The sequence below is a fragment of the Streptomyces sp. NPDC001135 genome (assembly GCF_053598395.1).
In genome coordinates, this window is record NZ_JBSFKD010000065.1 from 1 (window position 1) to 26,019 (window position 26,019).

Annotated in this window: 20 protein-coding genes; 10 read left to right on the top strand and 10 right to left on the bottom strand. The window is 72.2% G+C overall.

All coding sequences use genetic code 11. The features are described from left to right. Positions 1-70 precede the first annotated feature (70 nt). On the bottom strand, positions 71-910 hold the full coding sequence (locus ACWC94_RS41345; RefSeq protein ID WP_450802819.1) for an IclR family transcriptional regulator: 840 nt from the start codon (positions 908-910) through the stop codon (positions 71-73). Between the two features lie 310 nt (positions 911-1,220). Between ACWC94_RS41345 and ACWC94_RS41350 the strand changes: the two genes are divergently transcribed. Both ACWC94_RS41350 and ACWC94_RS41355 read left to right on the top strand, forming a co-directional pair. Further along, complete coding sequence (locus tag ACWC94_RS41350; RefSeq protein ID WP_450802820.1) at positions 1,221-1,544, top strand: bifunctional 3-phenylpropionate/cinnamic acid dioxygenase ferredoxin subunit; 324 nt, start codon at positions 1,221-1,223, stop codon at positions 1,542-1,544. A 349-nt stretch (positions 1,545-1,893) separates the two neighbouring features. After that, the gene (locus ACWC94_RS41355) at positions 1,894-3,081 is read left to right on the top strand and encodes an NAD(P)/FAD-dependent oxidoreductase (RefSeq protein ID WP_450802822.1); all 1,188 of its coding nucleotides are present in this window, start codon (positions 1,894-1,896) and stop codon (positions 3,079-3,081) included. A 290-nt stretch (positions 3,082-3,371) separates the two neighbouring features. On the opposite strand, the gene ACWC94_RS41360 is transcribed toward ACWC94_RS41355, so the two are convergent. Further along, positions 3,372-3,902, bottom strand: a complete 531-nt coding sequence (locus tag ACWC94_RS41360) for a hypothetical protein (RefSeq protein ID WP_450802849.1) — start codon at positions 3,900-3,902, stop codon at positions 3,372-3,374. A gap of 420 nt (positions 3,903-4,322) precedes the next feature. Here ACWC94_RS41360 and ACWC94_RS41365 point away from each other — a divergent pair, with 420 nt between their 5' ends. The 4 genes from ACWC94_RS41365 (at position 4,323) to ACWC94_RS41380 (ending at position 9,695) form a co-directional block, all read left to right on the top strand. Further along, positions 4,323-7,904 (top strand): nitrate- and nitrite sensing domain-containing protein, encoded by a 3,582-nt coding sequence (locus tag ACWC94_RS41365; RefSeq protein WP_450802823.1) that lies wholly within the window; start codon positions 4,323-4,325, stop codon positions 7,902-7,904. Then, positions 7,901-8,335, top strand: a complete 435-nt coding sequence (locus ACWC94_RS41370) for a roadblock/LC7 domain-containing protein (protein WP_450802825.1) — start codon at positions 7,901-7,903, stop codon at positions 8,333-8,335. Before ACWC94_RS41365 ends, ACWC94_RS41370 begins: the two co-directional genes overlap by 4 nt. Positions 8,336-8,344: 9 nt before the next feature. Next, positions 8,345-8,740, top strand: a complete 396-nt coding sequence (locus ACWC94_RS41375) for a DUF742 domain-containing protein (protein ID WP_450802827.1) — start codon at positions 8,345-8,347, stop codon at positions 8,738-8,740. A 349-nt stretch (positions 8,741-9,089) separates the two neighbouring features. Further along, a complete protein-coding gene (locus tag ACWC94_RS41380; RefSeq protein WP_450802828.1) occupies positions 9,090-9,695 on the top strand; it encodes a GTP-binding protein in 606 nt (201 codons plus the stop codon). Between the two features lie 183 nt (positions 9,696-9,878). Here the strand turns inward: ACWC94_RS41380 and glpK are convergent, their stop codons facing one another. The 5 genes from glpK to ACWC94_RS41405 all read right to left on the bottom strand — a co-directional run bounded on the left by glpK (position 9,879) and on the right by ACWC94_RS41405 (position 16,022). Next, positions 9,879-11,405 carry a glycerol kinase GlpK gene (gene glpK / locus ACWC94_RS41385; protein ID WP_450802830.1) on the bottom strand — a complete coding sequence of 509 codons (1,527 nt, stop codon included), beginning with the start codon at positions 11,403-11,405 and terminating at the stop codon, positions 9,879-9,881. A gap of 103 nt (positions 11,406-11,508) precedes the next feature. Next, positions 11,509-12,258, bottom strand: a complete 750-nt coding sequence (locus ACWC94_RS41390) for an MIP/aquaporin family protein (protein WP_450802832.1) — start codon at positions 12,256-12,258, stop codon at positions 11,509-11,511. 343 nt (positions 12,259-12,601) lie between these two features. Continuing rightward, entirely contained in the window at positions 12,602-14,251 is a 1,650-nt protein-coding gene (locus tag ACWC94_RS41395; RefSeq protein WP_450802834.1) for an EAL domain-containing protein, read from the bottom strand. 137 nt (positions 14,252-14,388) lie between these two features. Continuing rightward, a complete protein-coding gene (locus tag ACWC94_RS41400) occupies positions 14,389-15,579 on the bottom strand; it encodes a lipid-transfer protein (protein WP_450802835.1) in 1,191 nt (396 codons plus the stop codon). Beyond that, positions 15,576-16,022, bottom strand: a complete 447-nt coding sequence (locus ACWC94_RS41405) for a Zn-ribbon domain-containing OB-fold protein (RefSeq protein ID WP_450802836.1) — start codon at positions 16,020-16,022, stop codon at positions 15,576-15,578. Before ACWC94_RS41405 ends, ACWC94_RS41400 begins: the two co-directional genes overlap by 4 nt. Before the next feature lie 156 nt (positions 16,023-16,178). Between ACWC94_RS41405 and ACWC94_RS41410 the strand changes: the two genes are divergently transcribed. Next, positions 16,179-16,988: a M15 family metallopeptidase gene (locus ACWC94_RS41410; RefSeq protein WP_450802838.1), complete on the top strand. Its 810-nt coding sequence runs from the start codon at positions 16,179-16,181 to the stop codon at positions 16,986-16,988. Between the two features lie 46 nt (positions 16,989-17,034). Beyond that, positions 17,035-17,571, top strand: coding sequence for an NUDIX domain-containing protein (locus ACWC94_RS41415; protein WP_450802839.1), 537 nt, complete (start codon positions 17,035-17,037; stop codon positions 17,569-17,571). Between the two features lie 175 nt (positions 17,572-17,746). Here ACWC94_RS41415 and ACWC94_RS41420 read toward each other — a convergent pair whose 3' ends face one another. Continuing rightward, positions 17,747-20,107 carry a glycoside hydrolase family 31 protein gene (locus tag ACWC94_RS41420; protein WP_450802841.1) on the bottom strand — a complete coding sequence of 787 codons (2,361 nt, stop codon included), beginning with the start codon at positions 20,105-20,107 and terminating at the stop codon, positions 17,747-17,749. A 214-nt stretch (positions 20,108-20,321) separates the two neighbouring features. On the opposite strand from ACWC94_RS41420, the gene ACWC94_RS41425 reads away from it, so the two are divergent. Beyond that, positions 20,322-22,289, top strand: a complete 1,968-nt coding sequence (locus tag ACWC94_RS41425; protein WP_450802843.1) for an acetoacetate--CoA ligase — start codon at positions 20,322-20,324, stop codon at positions 22,287-22,289. Positions 22,290-22,435: 146 nt separating this feature from the next. Next, positions 22,436-23,329 (top strand): hypothetical protein, encoded by an 894-nt coding sequence (locus tag ACWC94_RS41430; protein ID WP_450802845.1) that lies wholly within the window; start codon positions 22,436-22,438, stop codon positions 23,327-23,329. Between the two features lie 115 nt (positions 23,330-23,444). Here the strand turns inward: ACWC94_RS41430 and ptsP are convergent, their stop codons facing one another. Beyond that, positions 23,445-25,115, bottom strand: a complete 1,671-nt coding sequence (gene ptsP, locus ACWC94_RS41435) for a phosphoenolpyruvate--protein phosphotransferase (protein ID WP_450802847.1) — start codon at positions 25,113-25,115, stop codon at positions 23,445-23,447. A 78-nt stretch (positions 25,116-25,193) separates the two neighbouring features. Next, on the bottom strand, positions 25,194-25,643 hold the full coding sequence (locus ACWC94_RS41440) for a PTS sugar transporter subunit IIA (protein ID WP_450802848.1): 450 nt from the start codon (positions 25,641-25,643) through the stop codon (positions 25,194-25,196). Between the last annotated feature and the right edge of the window lie 376 nt (positions 25,644-26,019).

Genomic DNA, 26,019 nt, shown 5'->3' on the forward strand with positions numbered 1-26,019 from the left:
CGGCCAGAACAAGATCTGGGCGAGGGGACGTCCCGGTCCCGCGCCGCCGTGACCGTCTGCTGCAGGTCCTTCAGAAGCCGTAGCCCATACGGCGCGACAGCTCGGCGCCGGCCGCCACCGTCCGCTTCGCCACCTCCGGCAGCCGGTCCGAATTGAGCCGGTACACCGGCCCCGAGACACTGATCGCGGCGATCACCTTGCCGTCGTGCGCACGCACCGGTGCCGCGACGGCGGCGAGCCCGAGCTCCAGCTCCTCGATCGTGACGCCATAGCCCTGTTCGACCACGGCCTCCAACTCGGCGCGCAGCATCCCCGCCGCGGTGATCGTCCGGTCGGTGAACCGCGGCAACGAGCGGGCCAGCAGGCCCTCGCGCAGCGTGGGCGGCATGTGCGCGAGCAGCACCTTGCCGCTGGAGGTGGCGTGCAGCGGGGTGCGTCTGCCGAGCCAGTTCTGCGCCGTGACCGAGGCGGTGCCGCGGGCCTGCATGATGTTGACCGCCGCGTCGTCGTCGAGCACGGCGATGTTCACCGTCTCGCCCAGTTCGTCGGCGACCTCGCGGCAGACCGGGACGCCCTCCTGGGAAATGTCCAGCCGCACCGCCGCCGCCCCCGCCAGGCGCAGCACGCCGGCCCCGAGGTAGTACTTGCCGCGGTCCTTCGCCTGGGCCACCAGGCCGCGGTTCTCCAGGACGCCGAGCAGCCGGAAGGCCGTGGACTTGTGCACGTCCAGCTCCTCGGCGATCTCGGTGACGCCGGCCTCGCCGTGCCGGGCGAGGATCTCCAGCACACTCACGGCGCGGTCCACCGACTGCACCGCGCTGACCGCGCCGCGGCCGCTGTGCCTCTCCTGGCCTCGTCGGTTCTCCGTGGTCTCCTCGCTGCGGTCAGACTGCTTCTGCGTGGGGGTCATGGCTCAACTCTCACCACCTGTGGGCCCGGTTCGGGCCGCATCTGCGGGAAGCCCTTGACGCGGCGGTCGTCCCGCGCGGATTCTGTTGCGCATAGCGCTAAAGCGTGCGCCATACGAAACATCATGTTACCGAAGCGTCCGGATCCCGGAAGGGTGCCGGACGATCCGGACCCAGACGTCCGGCATCGCCTTGCCGCCGTATCCCTTACCGCAACCGGGCCGGACCACCGCGGTCCGTACCCCCGGCTGCATCCCTGACGCCTGCATCGAGCAGTCCCGGACCGAGTGTCCCGGACCGAGAGGGGGGCCCGTGATTCCCGTCTGCCGCCTCGAAGACCTCCCCGAGGGCGAGTCCGTCCGCGTCGAGACCACACCGCCCATCGCCGTGTTCCGCACCGAAGACGGCGGGCTCTACGCCATCGACGACACCTGCACCCACCAGGACGCGTCCCTCTCCGAGGGCTGGCTGGAGGGCTGCCTGGTCGAATGCCCGCTGCACGCCGCGTCCTTCGACCTGCGCACCGGCGAACCGACCTGTCTGCCCGCCCGTCGCGCCGTCCGCACCCACCGCGTCACCGTCGAGGACGGCGTCATCCACGTCCACCTCACCGCGGAGGAGGGCACGGCCGCATGAACACCGCCCAGGGCCGGCCCGGCCGTATGCGGGGTGCCCGCGGCCGGCGGGGCCGACCGAATCCCTCCCGGGCGAGGCTTGATCGCATGAACACCGCCGAGGGCCGGTGGGACCGCCTGAGCACCGTCCCCAGCCGCCCCGGCGGCGTCGGCACCGCCGACGATCGTCACGGCGGCAGCGACACCTCGTCCGGCCGCCGCTGCCGCACCGCCCGGACCCGGAGTCGGACCCGGCCCGTACTCCGCCCCGTCGCTCCGTGGCGCACCCGCAGGACCCCCGTGCGCCGTCCCTCCGCTGACGCCCCGGCCCGTACCGACCACCCCGCCGCCCCCGCGAGGAGCCGTGCCGTATGAAGACCGTGACCATCGTCGGCGCCTCCCTCTCCGGGCTCTACGCGGCCCGGGAACTGCGCGCCCAGGGCTTCGACGGCCGACTGGTGATCGTCGGTGAGGAACCCCACCTCCCCTACGACCGGCCTCCCCTGTCCAAGGACTTCCTCACCGGCCGTACCGACGAGGATCATCTCGCCCTCACCGACGCCGACGACACCGCCGCACTCGACGCCGAGTGGCTGCTCGGCATCCGCGCCCGCGGGCTCGACACACGCGGTCGCACCGTCCTTCTCGAGGACGGCCGTACGGTCTCCACCGACGCCGTCGTCATCGCCACCGGTGCCGCCGCCCGCCGGATCGACGGTGAGAGTCTCGCCGGGGTGCACACCCTGCGCACCCTGGACGACGCCCGCGCCCTGCGCGCCGACCTCGACCGCGGACCCCGCCGGGTCGTCGTCATCGGCGGCGGCTTCATCGGTGCCGAAACCGCCTCCTCGTGTGCAGGCCTGGGGCACGAGGTCACGGTGGTCGAGGCCGCACCGCTGCCGCTGGTGCCCCAGCTCGGCGCCGGGATGGCCGCCGTGTGCGCCGCCCTGCACCGACGCCGCGGGGTGGAGCTGATCACCGGAACCGGCGTGGCCGGCCTGCGCGGCACCGCCACCGTCACCGGTGTCGGCCTCACCGACGGCCGCACACTCCCCGCCGACCTCGTGATCGTGGGCATCGGTGCCACGCCCAACACCTCCTGGCTGGTGGGCTCGACGCTCGCCCTTCACGACGGTGTGCTGTGCGACGACGGCTGTGCGACGGCCCTGCCCCAGGTGGTCGCCGTCGGGGACGTCGCGCGCGTGGGCGGGAGCCGGGCCGAGCACTGGACCTCCGCCACCGAGCAACCCCGCGTCGCGGTGACCAACCTGCTCGCCGGCCGCACCGTGGAAACGGTGCGCACGGTGCCCTACTTCTGGTCCGACCAGTACGGCTCCCGGCTGCAGTTCGCGGGGCGGCACCGCGGCGGTGACACCGTCCGCGTCACCGAGGGCGAGATCACCGACGACGGTCCAGGCGAGGCCGGTTTCCTCGCCCACTACGAGCGGGACGGCCGTACCGTCGCCGTCCTCGGAGTGGACCGGCCGCGCGCCTTCATGCGCGCCCGCCGCGAACTCCAGCGGGAGGAGCGGGAACGGGGCGCACCGGCGGTGCTGTGACGGTGGGCCGGAGCCCTCCGGCGCGAGTCACCCCCGGCTCGCGCCCAGCCCGGCCACCACCCGCCGGGGTCACGTCCCGGCGGAGTCGCGTTCCGCTCGCGCCCAGCCCGGGTCACGTCCCGGCTTAGTCTCGCCCCGCTCGCGCTCAACGCGGGTCGCGTTCCGCCTGTCCGCTCTCGCCCAGCCCGGCCACCACCCGCCGGGGTCACGTCCCGGCGGAGTCGCGTTCCGCTCGCGCCCAGCCCTCGTCACGCCCGGCCGGCACCGCGCCCGGCCTCGGCCGCTCCCGCTCAGGGATGCGACAACTGGCCGGTGCCGCCCCGCCGGCGTATCCGCTCCTGCTCACGCAGGGCCGCGCGCTCCTCGCGTCGGCGGGCGCGCCGCTCGCGGCGAAGCGCCCGGGCCGTGCTGCTCGGTTCGGAGACCACGCCGTACCGCTGGCTCCACACCTGGCGGGTCACCCACACGTCGACCACGGCCCAGGTGGCCACCACCGTGCTCGCCACGCTGCTGATCACCATGGGGAACGCCAGCCAGGATCCGGCCACCGTGCACAGGAACGCCACCATCGCCTGGATCAGCGTCACCGCCATGATCAGGACCGCACGCACCGCGGCCGTACGCACCGGATCCGGCAGCGGGTGCCGTCGGGCGGGCTCCTCGACCCACAACGGCCGGTAGTCCGGCTCGTGTTCACCGACGTACTCCGCAGCGCGCCCACGCACCGGAATGTCGCGATCCGGCGCCTCCGGACGCCGCCGCGCCGCCGAGCGCCCCGCCACGCTCTCCTCGGGCGCTTCGCGCCGCTCCGCCGTGCCCATCACCGTGTCACTCCCCACCGCCAGCAGACCGCTTGCCCCCGGTGTCACAAGACTCCGGCTCCCCCAGTGGCTGCCCGGCTTGCGCAGTTTTACGCCGCCGGGGTGCGGGATGCGGCTCCTGTGGCCCATTCCGCCCCCATTTCCCGTAGAGAAGACGAACGAGATCGCGAGAAGATTCCCCATCAGCGAAAAAAACAAGCCAACCGCCCGGCCACGACATCACGACCAAGCCGGGCGCGGATACCGGATCGCGGTGGCAATCTCCCGCAATGCCCGGACAACTCGCCATGTCTCGCGGCCGAATCGGAAGTTCACCCTCCGGACATGTCTTCGAGTTAACTGTGGGGCGGTAGTAGGCTCGCGCCGTTTGTTGACGCACATGTGCACCCCCGGCCCGCGGGGGTCGAGCTGGGGGAGGCCATGCGCTTTCGCGGGAAGTCGATCCGCCGGAAGATCGTGGCGCTGCTTCTCGTGCCGCTGGTGTCCCTGACCGCCATCTGGGGCTTCACCACGGTACTCACAGGGCGCGAAGTCGCCCGGCTGTTCCACGTGTCGGACGTCAAGGAGGACATCGGCTACCCCGCCGAGGACACCGTCCGCGTCCTCCAGCAGGAACGCCGCCAGACCCTCGTCTACCTCGCCGACCCGCGGGCCGCCGACGCCCTCACCGGGCTCCAGCGCACCCGCGCCGCCACCGACCGAGCCATCGCCAAGATCCGGAAGAACGCCGGTGACCATGACGTCCTCGACGCCATGGACACGGACGACAGCGAACGCCTCACCGCCGTCCTCGACGCCCTCGGCGGCCTCGACTCCCTGCGCCGCAGCGTCGAGGCGGGCACCGTCACCCGTGCTCAGGCGCTGAACCAGTACAACCGCCTCGTCGACCCCTGCTTCACGCTGCTCGGTGCCCTCGAAGGCATCGACGACGTCGACCTGGACGCCCAGGCCCGCGCGATGGTCAACATCAGCCGCGCCCGCGAGCTGCTCTCCCGCGAGGACGCCCTGCTCGGCTCCTCCCTGGTCGTCGGCAAGCTCACGCGCGCCGAGACCCGCGACGTCTCCGACCTCGTCGCCCAGCGCACCGTCCTGTACGACGTCAGCCTCCCGCTGCTGCCCGCCGCCGAACGCGAACGCTACGAACGCTTCTGGAAGAACGCCACCACCGCCCCGCTGCGCAGGGCCGAACAGACCGCCCTCGGCGCGGACTCCGGCACTCCGCACGGTGTCACGGCCCAGAGCTGGGACTCCGCGGCGGCGAGCGTGCTGGACGACCTCGGCACCCTCGACGACCAGGCGGGCGACCGCTTCCAGGACCGTACGCGCCCCGTGGCCGTCGGCGTGATGCTGCAGGCGGCCGTCGCGGGCCTCCTCGGTCTGGTCGCGCTGGTGCTCTCCGTCGTCCTGTCGGTCCGGGTCGGCCGCGGCCTGATCCGCGACCTGCGCCAGCTGCGCCTGGAGGCGCACGAGGCCTCCGGTGTCCGGCTGCCCAGCGTGATGCGCCGCCTGTCCGTCGGCGAACAGATCGACGTCGAGACGGAAGTGCCACGCCTGGAGTACGACAAGAACGAGATGGGCGAGGTCGGCCAGGCTCTCAACACCCTCCAGCGCGCCGCCGTCGAGGCCGCCGTCAAACAGGCCGAACTGCGGTCCGGCGTCTCCGAGGTCTTCGTCAACCTCGCCCGCCGCAGCCAGGTGCTGCTGCACAAGCAGCTGACCCTGCTCGACACCATGGAACGCCGCACCGAGGACACCGACGAACTCGCCGACCTCTTCCGCCTGGACCACCTCACCACCCGCATGCGGCGGCACGCCGAGGGCCTGGTGATCCTCTCCGGCGCCGCACCCTCCCGGCAGTGGCGCCGCCCGGTGCAGCTGATGGACGTCGTGCGGGCCGCGGTCGCCGAGGTCGAGGACTACGAACGCATCGAGGTACGGCGGCTGCCCCGGGTCGCCGTCACCGGCCCGGCCGTCGCCGACCTCACCCACCTCGTGGCCGAACTCCTGGAAAACGCCACGGTCTTCTCGCCCCCGCACACCGCCGTACAGGTCGTCGGCGAGCGGGTCGCCAACGGCTTCACCCTGGAGATCCACGACCGGGGTCTCGGCATGACGGCCGAGGCACTGCTGGACGCCAACCTGCGCCTCGCCGAGACCCCCGAGTTCGAACTGTCCGACACCGACCGGCTCGGACTGTTCGTGGTCAGCCGCCTCGCCCAGCGCCAGAACGTCCGGGTCTCGCTCCAGCCGTCGCCCTACGGCGGCACCACCGCGGTCGTCTTCATCCCCGACGCGCTGCTGAGTGACGACGTACCGGACACCAACGGCATCGGCTTCCGCCTCGACCGGGACCGCCAGCAGAAGAGCATCGGGCAGGCGGGGGGCCGGGCCGGCGGGCGGTCCGCGGTGCCGGCACAGCTGCCCGGCCTGCCGACCTCGCTGCTGGACGGCCCCGTCGAGCTGGAGGCGCCCGTCGATCTCGACGCCATCGACGACTTCCCGGGCGTCCTGGCCGACGAGGACAGCGAGCGCGGCGGGCTGTTCCTTCCCCGCCGCTCCCGCTCCCGCGCCGAAGAGGAGGCGCCCTCCGCGTCCGACCGTGCACCGCGCGAGGAGGCCGAGGAACGCGGGCCCATCCCGCTGCCGCGCCGGCAGACCCCCAAACTGGTCAGCTCGCACGGCAAGCCCGTCACCGGCCAGCGGACCCGCCGCGACGAACCGGAGCAGCAGCCCTCCGCGGCTTCCGGCCGCCCCGACACGGGCGGACTGGCTCCGCTGCCCGCACGCCGGCGCACCACGGCCTCCCGCCGCCCCGCCGAACTCACCGACCGCGCCCAGGAACGCGGCACGGCTCCCGCCGACGGCACCGCCGCGACCCCCGACGTCCCCGCCCTGCCCCGCCGCACCCGGCCCGCGTCACCCAGTGGGGTCGGCACGGATGCCGCGGGTCGGTCGGACGGTGGCGGCACGGGTCGGCCGGACGAGGCGGTCACGGGCCGGTCGGGCGGCGCCGCCGCGGGCTGGCCGGGTGGGGATGTCCGAGGTCGGTCGGATGGCGCCGCAGGCTGGCCGGGTGGGGATGTCCCGGGTCGGTCGGATGGCGGCGCCGCGGGCTGGCCGGATCGGGCCGCCATGGACCGGTCGGACGAGGGTCCGGCCCAGCCTGCCGCTGATCGGGCCCGTTTCGGCCGCGACACCGAAGCCGCTGGTGAGCACGCCGGCTTCGACGGTGGCGGGGCGGAGCCTGTCGCTGAGCAGGGCCGTTTCGGTGGTGACCGGGCCGGGTTCGCCGGTGGCCAGGGCCGTTTCGGCGGTGACGGGGCGGAGCCTGTCGCTGAGCAGGGCCGTTTCGGTGGTGACCGGGCCGGGTTCGCCGGTGGCCAGGGCGGTGTTGCTGGTGGCGGGGCCGAGTTCGCCGGTGGCCAGGGCCGTTTCGGCGGTGACGGGGCGGAGTCTGTTGCTGAGCAGGGCCGTTTCGCTGGTGGCGCTGCCGAGCTTGCCGGACAGCCGAACCGTTTCCGTGGTTCTGGCGAGCCGGCCGGCGAGAGGTTCCGTGCAGGTGATGGACCAGCCGAGCCTTCCGCCGAAGAGCCCGGGCCGGGTGATGCCCGGTCCGGCCGCGAGGCACTGCCCACCAGGGACACGTTCCCGCCGACCGGCACCAGCGGTGTTACCGGGACGAGTGGTGTCCCCGGCACCGGCGGCGTCTCCTCCGCCGACGGCCCCGAGGTCACCGGTTCGGGCGCCGCGGTGGCCCCCGAACCGGCCACCGGGTCCCTGCCCCGGCGGGTCCGCCAGGCCAGCCTGGCCCCCCAGCTCAAGCAGGACACCGCGCGGCGCGCCGAACGCGCGGCGCAGCCCGCCGACCGCGACGCCGAAGAGGTACGCAGTCGGATGGCCTCGCTCCAGCGTGGCTGGCAGCGCGGCCGGCGGGAGAACGCCACGGGCGACGGCGCCCACAACGGCACAGCACAAGGAACGACTAAGGGGGACGGTCGATGACCGCACCGAAGGCGACCGGCCACACGGCGACGAACAACGGGGAGCTGAACTGGCTCCTGGACGACCTGGTCGACCGGGTCGCCAGCATCCGCAAGGCCGTCGTCCTGTCCGGCGACGGGCTGCCCACGGGTGTGTCCAAGGACCTGGCCAGGGAGGACAGCGAGCATCTGGCCGCCGTCGCCTCCGGGTTCCACAGCCTTGCCAAGGGCGTGGGCCGTCACTTCGACGCGGGCAGTGTCCGGCAGACGGTGGTCGAACTGGACGACGCCTTCCTGTTCGTCACCGCCGCCGGTGACGGCAGCTGCCTGGCCGTCCTCTCGGACGCCGACTCCGACGTCGGGCAGGTCGCCTACGAGATGACGCTCCTGGTCAAGCGGGTCGGCGTGCATCTGGGCACCGCTCCGCGCACCGATCTGCCCGCAGGCGGGTAGTGGGATGACATGAGCGGAGACGATCAGGGAAGAAACCACTGGTTCGACGACGAGGCCGGACCGGTCGTCCGTCCGTACGCCATGACGCGCGGCCGCACCACGAGTCCCGCCCAGCACCGGCTGGACCTGATCGCGGTGGTCGTCACGGAGTCCGACGCGGGCGACCCGGAAACGGATCCGACGCTGTCGCCCGAGCACGTGGAGATCGTCGGGCTCTGCCGCGACGAACCGCAGTCGGTCGCCGAACTCGCCGCCGAACTCGACCTGCCGGTCGGTGTGGTGCGCGTCCTCATCGGCGACCTCGTGCACACGGAACTCGTCCATGTCACGCGTCCGGTGCCCCCGGCCGAGCTGCCGGACGAGAGCATCCTGCGCGACGTGATCAACGGCCTCCGGGCGCTGTGACCGGCACGGAAACGGAGTGCTGAGGTGACAGGCCGGCACTCGCCGCACGGACCCGCAGTCCCGGCACGGCCGCTGCCGGTCAGGCCCGAGGAGTTCGCCGTCCCACGGGGAAGCGTCGCCGGGGGACGGGCCCCACGGGGGAGCGGTGGCGGCGCCGGCCGGGTGCGGCGGTCCGGTCGTACGGCCACCGGCCTCGTCCCGGCAGGCTCGGCCGACGCCGGTCCGGGCGGCGTACGCGACGCAGGCGGCGTACCGGAATCGGTTGCCGCCGGCGGATGCCCTGGGCGGCGGCCACGGCCGGCCGTCGCCCGACCCCCATCAAGCAGGAACCAAGCGGGAGAAGAGACCGATGATCTTCGGGCGTTCTGAGCGCGGCAAGCCCCCCGTCGAGCCGGTCACGCTCAAGATCCTCGTGGCCGGTGGCTTCGGAGTGGGCAAGACGACCCTCGTCGGCGCGGTCAGCGAGATCAGGCCGCTGCGCACCGAGGAACTGCTCACCGAGGCCGGGCGCCCGGTCGACGACACCAGCGGGGTGGAGGGCAAGCACACCACCACCGTGGCCATGGACTTCGGCCGTATCACCCTGCGCGAGGACCTGGTGCTGTACCTCTTCGGCACGCCCGGGCAGGAACGGTTCTGGTTCATGTGGGACGAACTGTCCGAGGGCGCGCTCGGCGCCGTCGTCCTGGCCGACACACGGCGTCTGGAGGACTGCTTCGCCGCCGTGGACTACTTCGAGCGGCGTTCCATCCCCTTCCTCGTCGGCGTCAACTGCTTCGCGGGAGCTGCCCGCTACCCGGCCGAGGCCGTCCGGCAGGCCCTCGACCTGGACGAGGGCGTACCGGTCCTGCTGTGCGACGCGCGTGACCGGGAATCGGTCAAGGACGTGCTCATCGGAGTCGTCCAGCACGCGATGGAATACGCCGCCGACCGCCGCCAGGCCGCCCTCGGCTGACCGCCGCCAGGCCGCCCTCGGCTGACCGCCGTCGGTCCGCCCTCGGCCGGCCGACGGGCACGGCCCGTACCCCCGCCGACCGGGGTACGGGCCGTGGTCCGGTGAGGTGCGCCTGCGCGCGCGATACGACGGCGAACGCGGGACGCGCCGCACGCGCGCGTGCGGTGATCTCGCCCGCCCCTCCTACGCGTCCTTCGCGTCCTCCTCCAGCCAGCCGAAGCTCTTCTCCACGGCCCGGCGCCAGTTGCGGTACTCGCGGTCGCGCACCGACGGCTCCATCGCCGGCGTCCACTCCGCGTCCCGCTGCCAGTGCGACTTCAGCTCGTCCAGGCCGTTCCACACGCCTGTCGCCAGACCGGCCGCGTAGGCGGCGCCCAGACAGGTCGTCTCCGACACCCGGGGCCGGACCACCGGCACGCCGAGGACGTCCGCCTGGTGCTGCATGAGCAGGTTGTTCTGCGTCATGCCGCCGTCGACCTTCAGCGTGTTGATCCGTACCCCGGAGTCCTGGTACATGGCGTCCACGACCTCCCGGGTCTGCCAGCTCGTCGCCTCCAGCACCGCACGCGCGAGGTGCGCCTTCGTGACGTACCGCGTGAGACCGGTGACCACACCGCGCGCGTCGGAGCGCCAGTAGGGCGCGAACAGGCCGGAGAACGCGGGCACGATGTAGGCGCCGCCGTTGTCCTCGACGCTCGCCGCCAGTGTCTCGATCTCGTCGGCGCTGCGGATGATCCCGAGCTGGTCGCGGAACCACTGGACCAGCGCGCCGGTGATCGCGATGGACCCCTCCAGGCAGTACACCGGCGCCTCCCCGCCGATCTTGTAGCCCATCGTCGTCAGCAGCCCGCTCTTGGACGGCACCGGCCGGTTCCCGGTGTTCAGCAGCAGGAAACTCCCGGTGCCGTACGTGTTCTTCGCGCTGCCCACGTCGTAGCAGGCCTGCCCGAAGACGGCGGCCTGCTGGTCGCCCAGCGCGGAGGCCACGGGCACACCGGCGAGCTGTCCGACCGCCGTGCCGTACACCTCGGCGGAGGACCGGATCTCGGGCAGGACCGCCTCGGGCACGTTCATGGCGGACAGGATGGCGGGGTCCCACTGGAGTGTTTCCAGGTTCATCAGCATGGTGCGGCCGGCGTTCGTGACGTCGGTGACGTGCCGGCCGCCCTCGGCGCCGCCGGTGAGGTTCCAGATCAGCCAGGAGTCGATGGTTCCGAAGGCGATCTCGCCGCGTTCGGCCCGCTCCCTGAGGCCGGGCACATGGTCCAGCAGCCAGGCCGCCTTGGGACCGGAGAAGTAGCTGGTCAGCGGCAGTCCGGTCGGCTCGCGGAAGCGGTCCTGGCCGTCCGTGCCGCCCAGCTCGTCGCACAGGGCCGCGGTACGGGTGTCCTGCCAGACGATCGCGTTGTGCACGGGCTTGCCGGTGGCACGGTCCCACAGGACCGTCGTCTCCCGCTGGTTGGTGATGCCGAGCGCGCTCAGCTGGTCGGCGCGCAGCCCGGCCTTGGCCAGTGCTCCGGCCACCACGGCCTGCACCTTGGACCAGATCTCGGTGGCGTCGTGTTCCACCCAGCCCGGCTTGGGGAAGATCTGGCGGTGCTCGCGCTGGTCGACGGCGACGATCGCGCCGCCGTGGTCGAAGACGATGCAACGGCTGGACGTGGTGCCCTGGTCGATGGCGGCGACGTACTTCTCGGCGGTGTCCGTCATGGCTGTCCCTGGGTCGCTGGGTCGGGTCGCTGGGCATGCGGCGTGCCGGCTGGAAGGCCGCGTTGCAGTCGCTGGGTCAGCGGGCCGCGGCGTGGTCGGCGGGTCAGAAGGCCGCGTTGTAGACGAGGCCCGCGAGCACCCCGCCGATCAGCGGGCCGACCACCGGGATCCAGGCGTAACCCCAGTCGGACGTGCCCTTGTTCGGGATCGGCAGGAAGGTGTGCACGAGGCGCGGGCCGAGGTCGCGGGCCGGGTTGATGGCGTAGCCGGTGGGCCCGCCGAGGGAGAGGCCGATACCGACGACGAGCAGCGAGACGATCAGCGTCGTGGTGCCGGACTCGCCGAGCCCCTTCGTCAGTCCGAAGGCGAGCACGGGCAGCACCAGGGCCATCGTCGCGATGATCTCGGTGATGAGGTTGGCGATCGGGTTCCGGATCTCCGGGATGGTCGAGAAGATGCCGAGCGTCGGCACCGGTTCGTCGGCCGTGCCCTCGGTGGTGCCCTCCTTGCGGACGTTGGCCTGGAACTGTGCGAGGTACACCAGATAGGCGAGGACGGCGCCCAGCATCGCGCCGACGATCTCGCCCAGCAGATACACCCAGACCTTGCCCCATTTGCCGGTGTCCACGGCGATGCCGATGGTGACCGCGGGATTGAGCTGGCCCCCGGAGAGGGGACCGGCGGTGTACGCGCCCGCGAGGACGCCGAAGCCCCAGCCGAACGCGATGACGACCCAGCCCGCGGCCCGCGCCTTGGAGTACCGGAGAGTGACGGCGGCGCAGACCCCCGCGCCGAACAGGATCAGGATCGCGGTGCCGATGACCTCGCCGACGAAGATGTGTCCGTTGCTCATGGCGGCTCCCTTGGCGCCGGCCGGGGGCGCTCGGCCCCGGCCTCCGTGCAGGAACGTGCGTGGCGACTTCAGCCGGAGGCAGGGAGCCCCGCGCCCCGCCCGGCGTCCGTGACGAGCGTGCCGATGCAGCCGTATCGCCAGGGGGTGACGGGCCGTGGAGCAGGACAGACCCGTGGCGCAGTGCCTGATAACGCCGAGAATGTACGGCGATGTCGGCTGACACCGGGAAGTGTTCACCGGCGCCACGGGGGCGTCAAGGTTGTCGACGGCGACGGTGACAGCGACGCACCCGGCAGCCCTGCCGTTGCCGCCGGACCACAACGCACGGGCGCGGGACGGCCGTTCACCACCCCGGCTCGGCGGCCACGTACCCGGCCTGCGCCGTTGCCGCCCCTTGGCCGCGCCGGACCTCGTGACCGGGCAGCCCGGCGCGTCCCAGCACCCAGCTCGCGCCGTGCAGCGCCTTGGCGGCCTTCTTCAGCGGGGCGAGGTGGGCGGCGGCCTGGCGGTGGTCGCCCACGCTTCCCGGTGCGCACACGACGGTCGCGAGGGAGAGCGTGACCGGCCGGTCTCCGGCCGACCAGGGCGCGTCGAGCACGGCGGCGACCAGCGGATCGAGCGTCTCCTCCTCGGCCAGCACCAGGAAGTCGTCACCGCCGATGTGCCCCACGCGTGCGTGCCCCGACACGGCGTGCTGCAGGGCGCGCCCCACCGCCCGGATCAGCTCGTCGCCCGCGGCGAACCCGGCACCGTCGTTGACCTGCTTGAAGTGGTCGATGTCCAGCCAGCTGAGCGCGAAGGTGCGGCCGTCCGTGATCCACCGGTCCACCTCGCCCGTGATCGTGTCCGAACCGGGCAGCCGGGTCAGCGGATTGAGCCCGGCCGCCTCCTCGACCCGACTCTCGGCCAGCGCCCGCACCAGGTCCGCGAGCCGTACGACCCCCACGCACCGCCCGTGCCGGTCGACCACCGCGACATCGTCCGAGGTCCGGTCCCGGCCGCCGATCGCGACGACGTCCAGCACCTGCCAGGCGGTCGCGTCGACGCCGACCGTACGGGGCGCGTCCCCCAGCTTGAAGGCCGGCCGGTCGGCGTACAGGGCGTGCCCGTAGCGGCCGGACATCGACAGCAGGAACCGGGAGCGGTGCACCGACCGCACGGGCCGGCCGGCCTGGTCGACCAGCAGCACACCGGACACCTCCGGCGATCCGGTCAGCAGCGCACGCACCTGCCCCGCCGAGGCGGTCACCGGCAGTACGGCGGCCGGGCGTACGAACTCCCGCAACGGCGGACCGGACCGGGGTACACCGACAGCGCCGGGGGAGCGGGGCGGAACGTATACGTCCGCGGCGGGGATCCGGGCCGGGGGAGCGAACAGCTCGCCCTGGGCCAGCTGCGCCCCGGCCGACAGCGCCGCCGCACACTGCAGTTCGGTCTCGACCCCCTCCACCGCGACCAGCGCGCCCAACTCCTCGCACAGCGTGCGCATCGCCCGTACCGCGGCCGGCCGGGACAGCAGCGAGGCGTCGAGCTTGACCAGGTCGGGGCAGAGGTCGGTGAGCAGCCGAAGGGGTATGTCACCGTCGCCGACGCCGTCCGCGCTGATCCGGAACCCCTGCTCGCGCAGCGCGGCCACCGCCTCCAGCAGGGCCTTGTGCGGCACGTGCGTGCAGGGCGGAACCACGTCGAGCGTCACCTCCCAGGGCATCCGCCCGGCCGCGCGCACGGCGTCGTGCAGCGGGGTCAGACCGCCGAGGTCGGCGAGGGTGGCCGCGAACACGTTGAGGTGCAGCGGCAGCAGGGTCTCCTTGCGTGTCGCGGCACGGAGCGCCAACACCGTGAGCCTCCCGTCGAGTTCCGGGTCCCGGCGAGCCTCGGCCAGGATGTCACCGGTCTCCGGGCGGGCAAGTGTCTCCAGTGCCGCGACCGCTCCCGTTCTGAGGTTGACCACCGGCTGGAAGGCGAAGCGCAGAGTGTCCGTCCAGGAGTGCACGGGAGCATGATGGCGCCGCCCGAGTGCGCCCAGGCGCAGTTCATGAGACGTTCACGCAGCATTCCGGGGTGATCACGCAGCGTTGACCACCTGCGCGGCCCCCGCTGTCACGCGAGGGCGTCTTTGCGCCGCCTCCGTCATCTCACCGCGATCACCGCCGAACCGTGTCCGAACAGCCCCTGGTTGGCGGAGATCCCCACCCGCGCCCCGGCGATCTGCCGGTCGCCCGCCGTGCCTCTCAACTGCCAGGTCAGCTCGCACACCTGGGCGATGGCCTGGGCCGGCACCGCCTCCCCGAACGAGGCAAGACCGCCACTGGTGTTGACGGGTGTCCGGCCGCCCGGGGCCGTGGCGCCCTCCCGCAGGAGCTTCGCCCCTTCGCCCTCGCCGCACAGCCCCAGGTCCTCGTACCACTGCAGCTCCAGGGCGGTGGACAGGTCGTAGACCTCGGCGAGGGACAGGTCCTCGGGGCCTGTGCCCGCCTCCTCGTAGGCCGCCCGGGCGATCGACTCCCGGAAGGTGCCGCCGGGGGACTGCACGGCGAGCGCCGAGTCCGTGGCGATGTCGGGGAGGTCCAGCACCGTGTTGGGGAAGCGCGGGGTCACCGTCGACACCGCCCGGATCCGCACCGGCCGGGCGACACCGTGCCGGTGCGCGAAGTCCAGGCTGGAGAGCACCAGGGCCGCGCCGCCGTCGGAGGTGGCGCAGATGTCGAGCAGCCGCAGCGGATCGGCGACCACCGCGGACGCCGCGACCTCCTCGGCGGTGACCCGCTTGCGGTAGCGCGCGTACGGGTTGAGCGCCCCCATGGCGGCGTTCTTCACCTTCACCAGGGCGAAGTCCTGCGGAGTGTCCCCGTGCAACGCCATCCGCCGCCGCGCGTACAGCCCGAAGTACGTCGGATTCGTCGCGCCCAGCAGGCGGAAGCGCAGCCAGTCCGGATCGTCGGGGCGCTCCCCGCCTGCGGGCCGGAAGAACCCCTTGGGTGCCGCGTCCGCCCCGACCACGAGGACGACGTCGGCGAGCCCGGCGAGGATCTGCGCCCGCGCCGCGGCGATCGCCTGCGCCCCGGAAGCGCACGCCGCGTACACACTGGCGACTGCGGCCCCCTGCCAGCCCAGGGCCTTGGCGAACGTCGCTCCCGCCACATACCCGGGATAACCGCCACGCACCGTGTCCGCGCCCACGATCGAGCCGACGTCGCACCAGTCGACACCGGCGTCCGCCAGCGCCGCGCGGGCCGCCGTCGTCCCGTACTCCACGAAGGAGCGTCCCCACTTGCCCCATGGATGCATGCCCGCGCCGAGCACCGCCACGTCCCTCGTCACGCCCTCACCCCCGTCGGCCGCCAGTGCCAGGTCGTCCAGGCCGTCTCCGCGTCCTCGTGGAGCACTCCGGGGACGACCTCCACCTCCATGCCCACCGTCAGATCGGCGACGGTGATCCCGGGACCCGCCTGCCCCAGCACCACGATCCGCTCGGCCGCCAGCTCCACCGCGATCAACGCGTACGGCTCCCAGGGAAGTTCCGGGTTGCTCACATAGGGTGACGGTGGGCGGTAACGACTGTCCGTGTACGACCAGATTCGCCCCCTTTGCGATAAGGGTGTCTCCTCCAGTGAGCCGCCGTCGCAGTGCGGGTTGCGGCAGCGCGCGTCCTCGCGCGGGAAGAACACCGTCGCGCAGGACGAGCAGCGGGTGCCCAGGAGCCGGAAGTCGTCCCCCTCGCCGGTGAACCAGCCGGCGACCGCGGGTGTGCGTGTGTGCGGCAAGACTTCTCCTCACCACGTTTCTGACGAAGTGTCAGGAGTGTGTCACGGGCAGGCGGAAATGGGCAGGGGGCGGTGCCGGCCGCCCGGCCCCACATGCGGGGGAATCGCATCCGATCGCTTCCCGGCCGGCACGCGAACCTGATAGATGCAGGGAACATGACACGACTCACCCGTGCGGTCCGCGGTCTCGTCACCGTCCTCGCCGCTCTGCTGGCCGTGACCGCCTCCTCCGCCACCGCCCAGGCGAACCCGGAACCCGGAGCGCCGAAGGACTTCGTCGCCCTGTCCACCGTGGATCCGACGATCATCCAGGAGATGCGCTACTTCACCCCGCACAACTTCGTCGGCGAGCGCATCGACGGCTACGAGCAGCCGATCTGCATCCTCACCCGCCCGGCGGCGCGAGCCCTGCACAGGGCCCAGCTGAAACTGCTGCGCAAGGGCTACACGCTCAAGGTCTACGACTGCTACCGCCCGCAGCGCGCCGTGAACCACTTCGTCCGCTGGGCCGAGGACCTCGACGACCAGGCGATGAAGGGCGAGTTCTACCCGAACGTCGACAAGGCCCGTCTGTTCGAGGACGGTTACATCGCGAAGAAATCCGGCCACAGCCGCGGCTCGACCATGGACCTCACGATCGTGAAGCTCCCGGCGAGGCCGACCCGGCCCTACCACCCCGGAGAGCCGCTCGTGCCCTGCTACGCGCCCAAAGACGAGCGCTTCCCTGACAACTCTGTCGACATGGGCACGGGATTCGACTGCTTCGACACCCTCGCGCACACACTCGACCCGCGCATCCAGGGCGAACAGCGCGCCAACCGCCTGTTGCTCAAGAACACCCTCGAGGGCCTCGGATTCGTGAACCTCGCCGAGGAATGGTGGCACTTCACCTACCAGCCCGAGCCCTATCCGGACACCTACTTCGACTTCCCCGTGTCCTGGAAGTCGCTCATCAGCGGGCACTGAGCCGCCGGCGGAAGACGTCCCTCTTCTGATCGGATACAGTCCGCGCGTGTCCGAAACTCAGCACTCAACTGCCAACTCCTCACCGGACTCCTACTGTTCGAGCTGCGGATCGCCCTATGGAGAGGGCGTCTCCGGCTGGCCGCGCACCTGCCCGACGTGCGGAACCGTCGCCTACCGCAATCCGCTGCCGGTCGCGATCGCGCTCCAGCCCGTGTACGACACCAAGGGCACGGCTCTGGTCGTGATCACCCGGACCATCGCCCCCGCGCGCGGAGGCACGGCACTGCCCGGCGGCTACATCGACGACCGGGAGGACTGGAAACAGGCCGTCGTACGCGAACTCAAGGAGGAGACCGGCATCGACGCGGCCGCGTGCGACGTACGGCTCGTCGACGCCATGAGCTCGCCCGACGGCCACCTGCTGCTGTTCGGACTCCTCCCGGAGCGCCCGGTGGAGGGACTCCCGCCCGCCGACCGCACGAACGAGACAGAGGGCTGGCAACTGCTGCGCCGGCCCGAGGAACTCGCCTTCCCCCTGCACACCGTGGCCGTACGGGCCTGGTTCGAGGGCCGCTACGTCTGAGCCCCCGGCCCGGCCGAGCCCCTCGCCCGGCCCGGGCGAACCGGCTCGACTGAGCCCCGGCACGAGCAGGCCGGCCAAGCCGAGCAGTCCCGCCGGGCAGGCGGCCCATCCCAGACCCTCGCACCGGCGCCGGACGGGCCGTCTCGGCGCTGAGCGCTCGCGCCGGGCAGGCGGCTCAGCCCAGGCCCCGGACCCGCACCGGGTAGGGCGGCTCGGCGGAGCCGTCCTCCCGCTCCCGGGTGACCGCAACCCCACGGCCCGCCCAGCGGGCAACGTAGCGTTCGAGCTCCGGTTCGTCCCAGCCGTCGCCCGCGTCCGGCACGACCAGGCCGCCTCCGGTGCGGCCACGCGCGGGTGCCCACACCTCCAGCTCGAGGCCCCCGTCGCCGCCGCGTACGGGGATGACCGCGCCCGCGCGCGCGAACACCGGTATCCGCGACAGCGGCGCCTCGACGAGGACCTGCCCCGGCCCTTCGAAGGCCCGCTCCGTCACCGTGTCGTACCAGAGGCCCCGCGGCAGCTGCACCGCCCGCCGGTCGGCGCCCGGGTCCAGCACCGGAGCCACCAGCAGACCGTCCCCGAGCAGAAACGTGTCCTCGCAGTCGCGCAGCGCCCGGTCCTCCGGCGCCCCCCACCACAACGGCCGCACGTACGGCGCGCCGGTGCGCCGCGCCAGATGCGCCAGGGTCACGAAGTACGGCAGCAGCCGCCGCCGTTCGAGCAGCGCCACGCGCGCGTGCTCCAGCACCTCGGCACCGAACTCCCAGGGCTCCCTGCGCCCCGCCCGCAGACCCGCGTGGGTGCGGAACAGCGGCAGAAACGCGCCGAGCTGGAACCACCTGAGGTACAGCTCCGGCGACGGACTGCCGTCGTAACCGCCCACGTCCGGGCCCGAGTACGGGACCCCGCACAGACCGAGCCCCAGCACCAGCGACAGCGACGCCCGCAGCCCCGGCCAGCCCGTCGCCACGTCCCCGGACCAGGTGCCCCCGTAGCGCTGCATCCCCGCCCAGCCCGAGCGGGAGAACAGGAAGGGCCGCTCCTGGCGCGACAGCCGGCGCAGCCCCTCGTAAGCCGCACGGGCCATACACAGCGCGTACGCGTTGTGCGCCTCCCGGTGGTCGCCCCCGCGCCCCTCGAAGGAGTGCCGCGCCGAACGCGGCAGCGTCGCTTCCCCGAAGGCGTTGAACGACGTCGGCTCGTTCATGTCGTGCCAGAACCCCGCGAAGCCCTGCCCCAGCCGCTCCTCGTAGAGCCCGCCCCACCATGCGCGCACGCGCGCGTGCGTGAAGTCCGGAAAGACCGACTCCCCGGCCCACACCACCCCCCGCACCTCGCGCCCCGAGGCGTCCCGCACGAACGCGTCCACGGCCGAACCACCGTCGTACACGGCGTTGCCCGGCGCGGCCCGCACAGCCGGATCGACGATCGACACCAGCCGGATCCCGTCCCGGCGCAGCTCGTCCGCGAGTTGCGGCAGCTTGGGAAAACGATCCTGGTCGACGGTGAACACCTGGTGGTCGTCGAAGTGGTCGATGTCCAGATGAACGGCGTCCAACGGCAGACCGCGGTCCTGGTAGCCCGCGACGATCCGGCGCACCTCCTGCTCGCTGCCGAAACCCCACCGCGCGTGGTGGTGGCCGAGCGCCCACGAGGGCGGCAGCGCGGGCGCCCCGGTCAGCGAGGCCCAGGTGTGCAGCACCCGCGCGGGGGTGCCCACCATCACCCAGCAGCGCAGCGGACCGCCGTCCATCCGCACCTCGCAGCGCCCCACCCGGTCGTGCCCGGACCCGGCGCCCTCCTCGCCCTCCCGCAGCAGCACCGTGCCGTCCCACGTGGTGTCGTGGAAGACCAGATGCGTGCCGGCATCGGCCACCACCAGCTGCACCGGCATCGTCAGATACAGCGGATCGTCGCCGGGGCCGAACGCCCGCCCGGGATCGGTGTTCCACAGCCGGTACGTGCCGTCCCGCAGCCGCGGCCCCGACGCCCGGCCGCCCAGACCGAAGAAGCGGGCGTCGGCCGCCACCTCCGACCGCTGCATCCATCGTGCCGTGCCCCCGCCGACCGGCTCCCACCAGCGCGGCGGCAGATCCCGCCGCAGGGTCACCCCACCGGGCGTGCACACCTCGACCGCACCGTGCCGCGAGACGGTGACCGTCACGCGCTCGGCGACCACCCGCCAGCCACCGTCCTTGTCCGGTTCCAGCACCGCCCGCGCATCAGGCTCCGGACTGCTCCCCGCGAGCGCGTACGAGGGCTCGGGACCGGCCCCGTCCCACCCCCAGAACACCGCCCCGCTCACCGCGACGGTGATCCGCAACTCGGACCGGCCGAACCGGATCAGCCCGCCACCCGGCCCCGGCTCCACGCTCGCCACCTGCCCCGGGACCCGCGCCCGCTCGGCCCCCCGCCGCGGCAGCCCTGCGGCGTCGATCCGCCTCCTGCGCCACGCGGACCGCACGGTACGCAATCCCTGAGCCGCCCTCCCCGAACCGACCACACTCACCGAACGCACCAGGTCACGACCGTCCATGCTGCTCACCCTGCCACTGAGCACCCCACGCGCGCGTGTCGTTCAACTGCCGTTCACCCGTGCTGGGACCACATCTTCACGACACCGACTATGTGGGGCGCACCCTGGTGCAGAAGTCGATCACATGGCATCGTCCCTGTCAGCCGCGTCACGCGCACACCCCAGCCCGTGCGCGGACCGACGCACACGACGCGCACAGCCCGGGAGCCACCCCATGTCGACCGCGAACCCCCAGCCGCTCTGGCAGCCCGATCCCGAACGGATCGCCCAGGCCCGCATCACCCAGTTCCAGGCATGGGCCGCCGAGCACCACGGCGCCCCGGCCGAAGGCGGCTACCCCGCCCTGCACCAATGGTCCGTCGACCAACTGGACACCTTCTGGAAAGCCGTCACGGAGTGGTTCGACGTACGCTTCACGACGCCCTACGCGCGCGTGCTCGGCGACCGCACCATGCCGGGCGCCCAGTGGTTCCCCGGAGCCACCCTCAACTACGCCGAGCACGCCCTGCGCGCCGCGGCCGACCGCCCGGACGAACCCGCCGTGCTGTACGTGGACGAAACCCACGAACCGCTCCCGGTGACCTGGTCCGAGCTGCGCCGCCAGGTCGGCTCCCTCGCCGCCGAACTCCGCGCCCTCGGCGTACGCCCCGGCGACCGCGTCAGCGGCTACCTGCCCAACATCCCGCAGGCCGTCGTCGCCCTCCTCGCCACGGCCGCCGTCGGCGCCGTCTGGACCTCCTGCGCCCCCGACTTCGGCGCCCGCAGCGTCCTCGACCGCTTCCAGCAGGTCGAACCCGTCGTCCTGTTCACCGTCGACGGCTACCGGTACGGCGGCAAGGAGCACGACCGCCGCGAGATCGTCGCCGAGCTGCGCCGCGAGCTGCCCACCCTGCGCGCCGTCGTCCACATCCCGCTGCTCGGCACCCAGGCACCCGAGGGCGCCCTGGAATGGTCGGCGCTGACGGCCGGGAACACCGAGCCCGTCTTCGACCAGGTCCCGTTCGACCACCCCCTCTGGGTGCTGTACTCCTCCGGCACCACCGGCCTGCCCAAAGCCATCGTCCAGTCCCAGGGCGGCATCCTCGTCGAACACCTCAAGCAGCTCGGCCTGCACTGCGACCTCGGCCCCGAGGACCGCTTCTTCTGGTACACCTCGACCGGCTGGATGATGTGGAACTTCCTCGTCTCCGGCCTGCTCACGGGCACGACGATCGTCCTGTACGACGGCAGCCCCGGCTACCCCGACACCGGCGCCCAGTGGCGGATCGCCGAACGCACCGGAGCCACCCTCTACGGCACCTCCGCCGCCTACGTCATGGCCTGCCGCAAGGCCGGCGTCCACCCCGCGCGCGACTACGACCTGACCGCGGTGAAGTGCGTCGCCACGACCGGCTCGCCGCTGCCGCCCGACGGCTTCCGCTGGCTGCACGACGAGGTCCGTGACGACCTGTGGATCGCCTCCGTCAGCGGCGGCACCGACGTCTGCTCCTGCTTCGCCGGCGGCGTACCGACGCTCCCCGTGTACACCGGCGAGCTCCAGGCCCCCGGACTCGGCACCGACCTGCAGGCCTGGGACCCCAGCGGCAAGCCCGTCATCGACGAGGTCGGCGAGCTGGTCGTCACCAACCCCATGCCGTCCATGCCGATCCGTTTCTGGAACGACCCCGACGGCAGCCGCTACCACGACAGCTACTTCGACACCTACCCCGGCGTCTGGCGGCACGGCGACTGGATCACGGTCACCGCGCGCGGCACCGTGATCATCCACGGCCGTTCCGACTCCACCCTCAACCGGCAGGGCGTGCGGATGGGATCGGCCGACATCTACGAGGTCGTCGAGCGCCTGCCCGAGATCAAGGAGTCCCTGGTCATCGGCATCGAGCAGCCCGACGGCGGCTACTGGATGCCCCTGTTCGTGCACCTCGCTCCCGGGGCCGCCCTCGACGAGGCCCTCCTGCACCGCATCAAGCAGACCATCCGCGAACAGCTCTCACCACGCCACGTCCCCGACGAGATCATCGAGGTCCCCGGCGTCCCGCACACCCTCACCGGCAAGCGCATCGAGGTCCCGGTCAAGCGCCTCCTGCAGGGCACCCCCCTCGAGAAAGCGGTCAACCCCGGCTCCATCGACAACCTCGCCCTGCTCGGCTTCTACGAAGAACTCGCCCGCAAGCGCGCCTGAACCCCGTGACCTGATCCTCCACAGGTGGCCTCGGACTCGCCCAGCACGCCGGCGAAGTCCGAGTCCGGCAGCGCAGCGCCGACCCGTTGTCAGTGCCGCCGGTTACGGTGAGTGAGCACTGATCGACCGCGCACTGTGGGGGAAACATGGCGCACACCGACCACCAGACCATGCGACGCGTCCTGCGCCGCGAGATCGCCGGCACCATCGGGCTGCTCACCGACGAGCACGACTTCCGCGCCATGCGGCGCTACCGCAGCTTCACCTTCGACGACCACGCGACCTACCTCCAGCAGGTCGAGGCCGTCCTCAAGGCCCGCGCCGACCAGGGCACCCACACCACCCTCGCCCTGTTCGACCCCGAGGACTACGCCGCGTACTGCGCGGACACCGGCCTCGACCCGGAAACCCCCTCGAGCCGGACCCGGTTCACCGCAGAACTCGCAGCCACGGGCCCCACCATCCCGTACGACGGCCGGCCCCTCACCACGCTCGTACCCGCCCTGGTGGACGAAGCCGTACGGCAGGCGACGTGGGAGTACGCCACCACCCTGCTGTCCCGACTCGGTCCCTGCCCCACCTGCGGTGAGGACATCGGAAGGGCGGGCTTCACCCGCGCCTCCGACCTCCTGGTCCGCATCCTCGACACCGCCCCACCCGGCGACCGCCACCTCGTGTGCAGCGTCTCCGGACCACCGGACACCCTGGTCTCCGTCCTGCACGGCGACCAGGACGCCCACGGCGCCACCCGACTGGACGAGGCCGAGGCACTGGAATTCACCAGCGTCCTCGCCCTCGGCCTCGCGACCCGCAGCCCGGGCGGACTCGTCCTGCGCACCAGCGCCCCGGGGACGCACGACCGCGTCTACGGCTGGCGCCTGCGGGCCGGCACCCTCGAACCGCTCACCGCCTCCGAAGTGTTCGACGCCTACTGCACCGACGTCGAAACCGGCGACCTCATCTCCCCGGAGTCCGGCGTCGACTACTGCGAGCCCCCCGACATCGGAGACGAGAGCGCGGCACCGGGCCACCGACACTGAACGCGCCGACGCGTCGCACGCACTGATCACGCCGACAACAGGGAGAACGCACCAGGGGCGCCCCACCCGAAGGCGGGACGCCCCTGAACCCGGCACCTCGCATGCACCGGTACGCCTACTCGCCGGACAGCACCGCCTGAGCCGCGCTCCGCGCCTCGTCGGCGCTGTCCGCGGCACGCGCCGCCGCCGCCGCCCGCTCGCACTGCGCCAGCGTGTGCTTCGCCAGCGTCGCCCGGACATAAGGAATCGACGCCGCACCCATGGACAAGGAGGTGACACCCAGACCGGTCAGCACACAGGCCAGCAGCGGGTCGGAAGCGGCCTCACCACACACGCCGCAGCTCTTGCCCTCCGCCTTGGCCGCCTCAGCGGACAGCGCGACCAGGTCGAGCAGCGCGGGCTGCCACGGATCCTGGAGCCGGGACACCGCACCCACCTGCCGGTCGGCCGCGAACGTGTACTGCGCGAGGTCGTTCGTCCCCAGCGACAGGAACTCGACCTCCTGAAGGATCGAACGCGCACGCAGCGCCGCCGACGGGATCTCCACCATCGCGCCGAACTTGGCCTGCAGCCCCGCCGCACGGCACGCGTCCGCGAACGCCCTGGCGTCCGCGCGGTCCGCCACCATGGGCGCCATGACCTCGAGGTAGACGGGCAGACCCTCGGCGGCCTTCGCCAGCGCGGTCAGCTGCGTGCGCAGGACCTCGGGGTGATCCAACAGCGTCCGCAGACCCCGCACACCCAGCGCGGGGTTCGGCTCGTCGGCCGGAGTCAGGAAGTCCAGCGGCTTGTCCGCTCCCGCGTCCAGCACCCGCACGACCACACGACCCTCGGGGAACGCCTCCAGCACCTGCCGGTAGGCCTCCACCTGCTTCTGCTCGGAAGGAGCGTTCTTGCTGTCGTCCAGGAACAGGAACTCGGTACGGAACAGACCGACACCCTCGGCCCCGGCCTCCACGGCAGCCGGCACATCCGCCGGGCCGCCCACGTTGGCCAGCAGCGGCACCTTGTGACCGTCCGCCGTCGCACCCGGCCCGGTCGACGCGGCCAGCGCGGCCTTGCGCTCGGCGGCCGCGGCCACCAGCTGCGCCTTCTTCTCCTCGCTCGGGTTCACGAAGATGTCGCCGGTGCTGCCGTCGACAGCGATCACGGTGCCCTCGGCCAGCTCGCCGGCACCCGGCAGTGCCACGACCGCCGGCACACCCAGCGCCCGCGCGAGGATCGCGCTGTGACTGGTCGGTCCGCCCTCCTCGGTGACGAAACCGAGCACCAGAGACGGGTCCAGCAGCGCGGTGTCGGCCGGAGCGAGGTCCCGCGCCACGAGCACATACGGCTCGTCACTGTCCGGCACACCCGGCATCGGAACGCCCAGCAGCCGGGCAACGATACGATTCCGCACGTCATCCAGGTCGGCCACCCGACCGGCGAGGTACTCACCGGCACCGGCCAGCAGCTCCCGGTACGCCGCGAACGCGTCGTACACCGCGCGCTCGGCCGTGCTGCCGACGGCGATCCTCCGGTCCACGTCCGCCATCAGCTCGGGGTCCTGGGCCATCATGGCCTGCGCCTCGAGCACAGCCTGGGCCTCGCCGCCGGCCAGATTGCCGCGCGCCATCAGATCGGCGGCGACGGCGTCCACTGCCTGGCGAGCCCGCCCCTGCTCCCGCTCGGCCTCCTCGGTGGGGATCTGCTTGGCCGGCGGCTCCAGCACCGCCGTACCCATGTGCCGAACCTCGCCGATGGCCACGCCATGGCTCACACCGACGCCTCGCAGCGTTGTCTCCATCTCACCCGTCTCCGATTGTGCGGCGGGTTCCGCCGCCGTGGTGGTTGTCCTGTTCGCCGTCCCGCGACGGCCGTGCCGTCAGTTCCAGGAGAAGAGGCTGTCGCCGGCCTTCACGTCACCGCTGTCACGGAGGTCGGAGAGGGACTCGGCCGTGGCTTCGAGCGCGACGACGGGACAGACCGGGGACTTGCCGGCGGCCTCGACGGCGACGGGGTTCCAGCGCACGACGGCCTGCCCGCGCGTCACGGTGTCGCCCTTGTTGACGAGCACCTCGAAGCCCTCGCCGTTGAGCTGCACCGTGTCGATGCCGAGGTGGGTGAGTACGCCGTGCCCGCTCTCGTCCACTACTACGAAGGCGTGCGGGTGCAGGGAGACGATCACGCCGTCGACGGGCGCCACTGCCTCGGAGGGCTCACGCACGGGGTCGATCGCGGTACCCGGGCCGACCATGGCCCCGGAGAAGACCGGATCAGGCACTTCTGCCAGTCCGATGGCACGTCCAGCAAGAGGGGACGTCACGGTGGTCATGGGAAGCCTCCCAAAGAGTGGAGCTGCGCACTGAGCAGCAGCGTATGTCATGTGAAGTGGCGGTTCCGTATGGAAGCTAGCAGCTAGTGGTCTAGACCACCAACCCGACGGATTTGCACCGGCTTCGAGGCCCCGTGTACAGTCGTACTCCTGCTTGGGACGGAGGCCGTGAAAGCGCCCTCACCCGGCAGGACTCAAACTCATCAGATCCTACTTTCGGATCCGCTTCTGCATGCTCGCAGAGGGGTGGTCAGGGAGACGGAAAAACCCTGATAGAGTTTGAAACACCGAAGGGAAGCCCGGAGGAAAGCCCGAGAGGGTGAGTACAAAGGAAGCGACCGTTCCTTGAGAACTCAACAGCGTGCCAAAAATCAAC

What these genes read in the sequence shown, in the direction of transcription:
- ACWC94_RS41345 (WP_450802819.1), bottom strand. Translation starts at nt 910, where the DNA reads ATGACCCCCACGCAGAAGCAGTCTGACCGCAGCGAGGAGACCACGGAG.
- ACWC94_RS41355 (WP_450802822.1), top strand. Translation starts at nt 1,894, where the DNA reads ATGAAGACCGTGACCATCGTCGGCGCCTCCCTCTCCGGGCTCTACGCG.
- ACWC94_RS41360 (WP_450802849.1), bottom strand. Translation starts at nt 3,902, where the DNA reads ATGGGCACGGCGGAGCGGCGCGAAGCGCCCGAGGAGAGCGTGGCGGGG.
- ACWC94_RS41365 (WP_450802823.1), top strand. Translation starts at nt 4,323, where the DNA reads ATGCGCTTTCGCGGGAAGTCGATCCGCCGGAAGATCGTGGCGCTGCTT.
- ACWC94_RS41370 (WP_450802825.1), top strand. Translation starts at nt 7,901, where the DNA reads ATGACCGCACCGAAGGCGACCGGCCACACGGCGACGAACAACGGGGAG.
- ACWC94_RS41375 (WP_450802827.1), top strand. Translation starts at nt 8,345, where the DNA reads ATGAGCGGAGACGATCAGGGAAGAAACCACTGGTTCGACGACGAGGCC.
- ACWC94_RS41380 (WP_450802828.1), top strand. Translation starts at nt 9,090, where the DNA reads ATGATCTTCGGGCGTTCTGAGCGCGGCAAGCCCCCCGTCGAGCCGGTC.
- glpK (WP_450802830.1), bottom strand. Translation starts at nt 11,405, where the DNA reads ATGACGGACACCGCCGAGAAGTACGTCGCCGCCATCGACCAGGGCACC.
- ACWC94_RS41390 (WP_450802832.1), bottom strand. Translation starts at nt 12,258, where the DNA reads ATGAGCAACGGACACATCTTCGTCGGCGAGGTCATCGGCACCGCGATC.
- ACWC94_RS41410 (WP_450802838.1), top strand. Translation starts at nt 16,179, where the DNA reads ATGACACGACTCACCCGTGCGGTCCGCGGTCTCGTCACCGTCCTCGCC.
- ACWC94_RS41420 (WP_450802841.1), bottom strand. Translation starts at nt 20,107, where the DNA reads ATGGACGGTCGTGACCTGGTGCGTTCGGTGAGTGTGGTCGGTTCGGGG.
- ACWC94_RS41425 (WP_450802843.1), top strand. Translation starts at nt 20,322, where the DNA reads ATGTCGACCGCGAACCCCCAGCCGCTCTGGCAGCCCGATCCCGAACGG.
- ACWC94_RS41430 (WP_450802845.1), top strand. Translation starts at nt 22,436, where the DNA reads ATGGCGCACACCGACCACCAGACCATGCGACGCGTCCTGCGCCGCGAG.
- ptsP (WP_450802847.1), bottom strand. Translation starts at nt 25,115, where the DNA reads ATGGAGACAACGCTGCGAGGCGTCGGTGTGAGCCATGGCGTGGCCATC.
- ACWC94_RS41440 (WP_450802848.1), bottom strand. Translation starts at nt 25,643, where the DNA reads ATGACCACCGTGACGTCCCCTCTTGCTGGACGTGCCATCGGACTGGCA.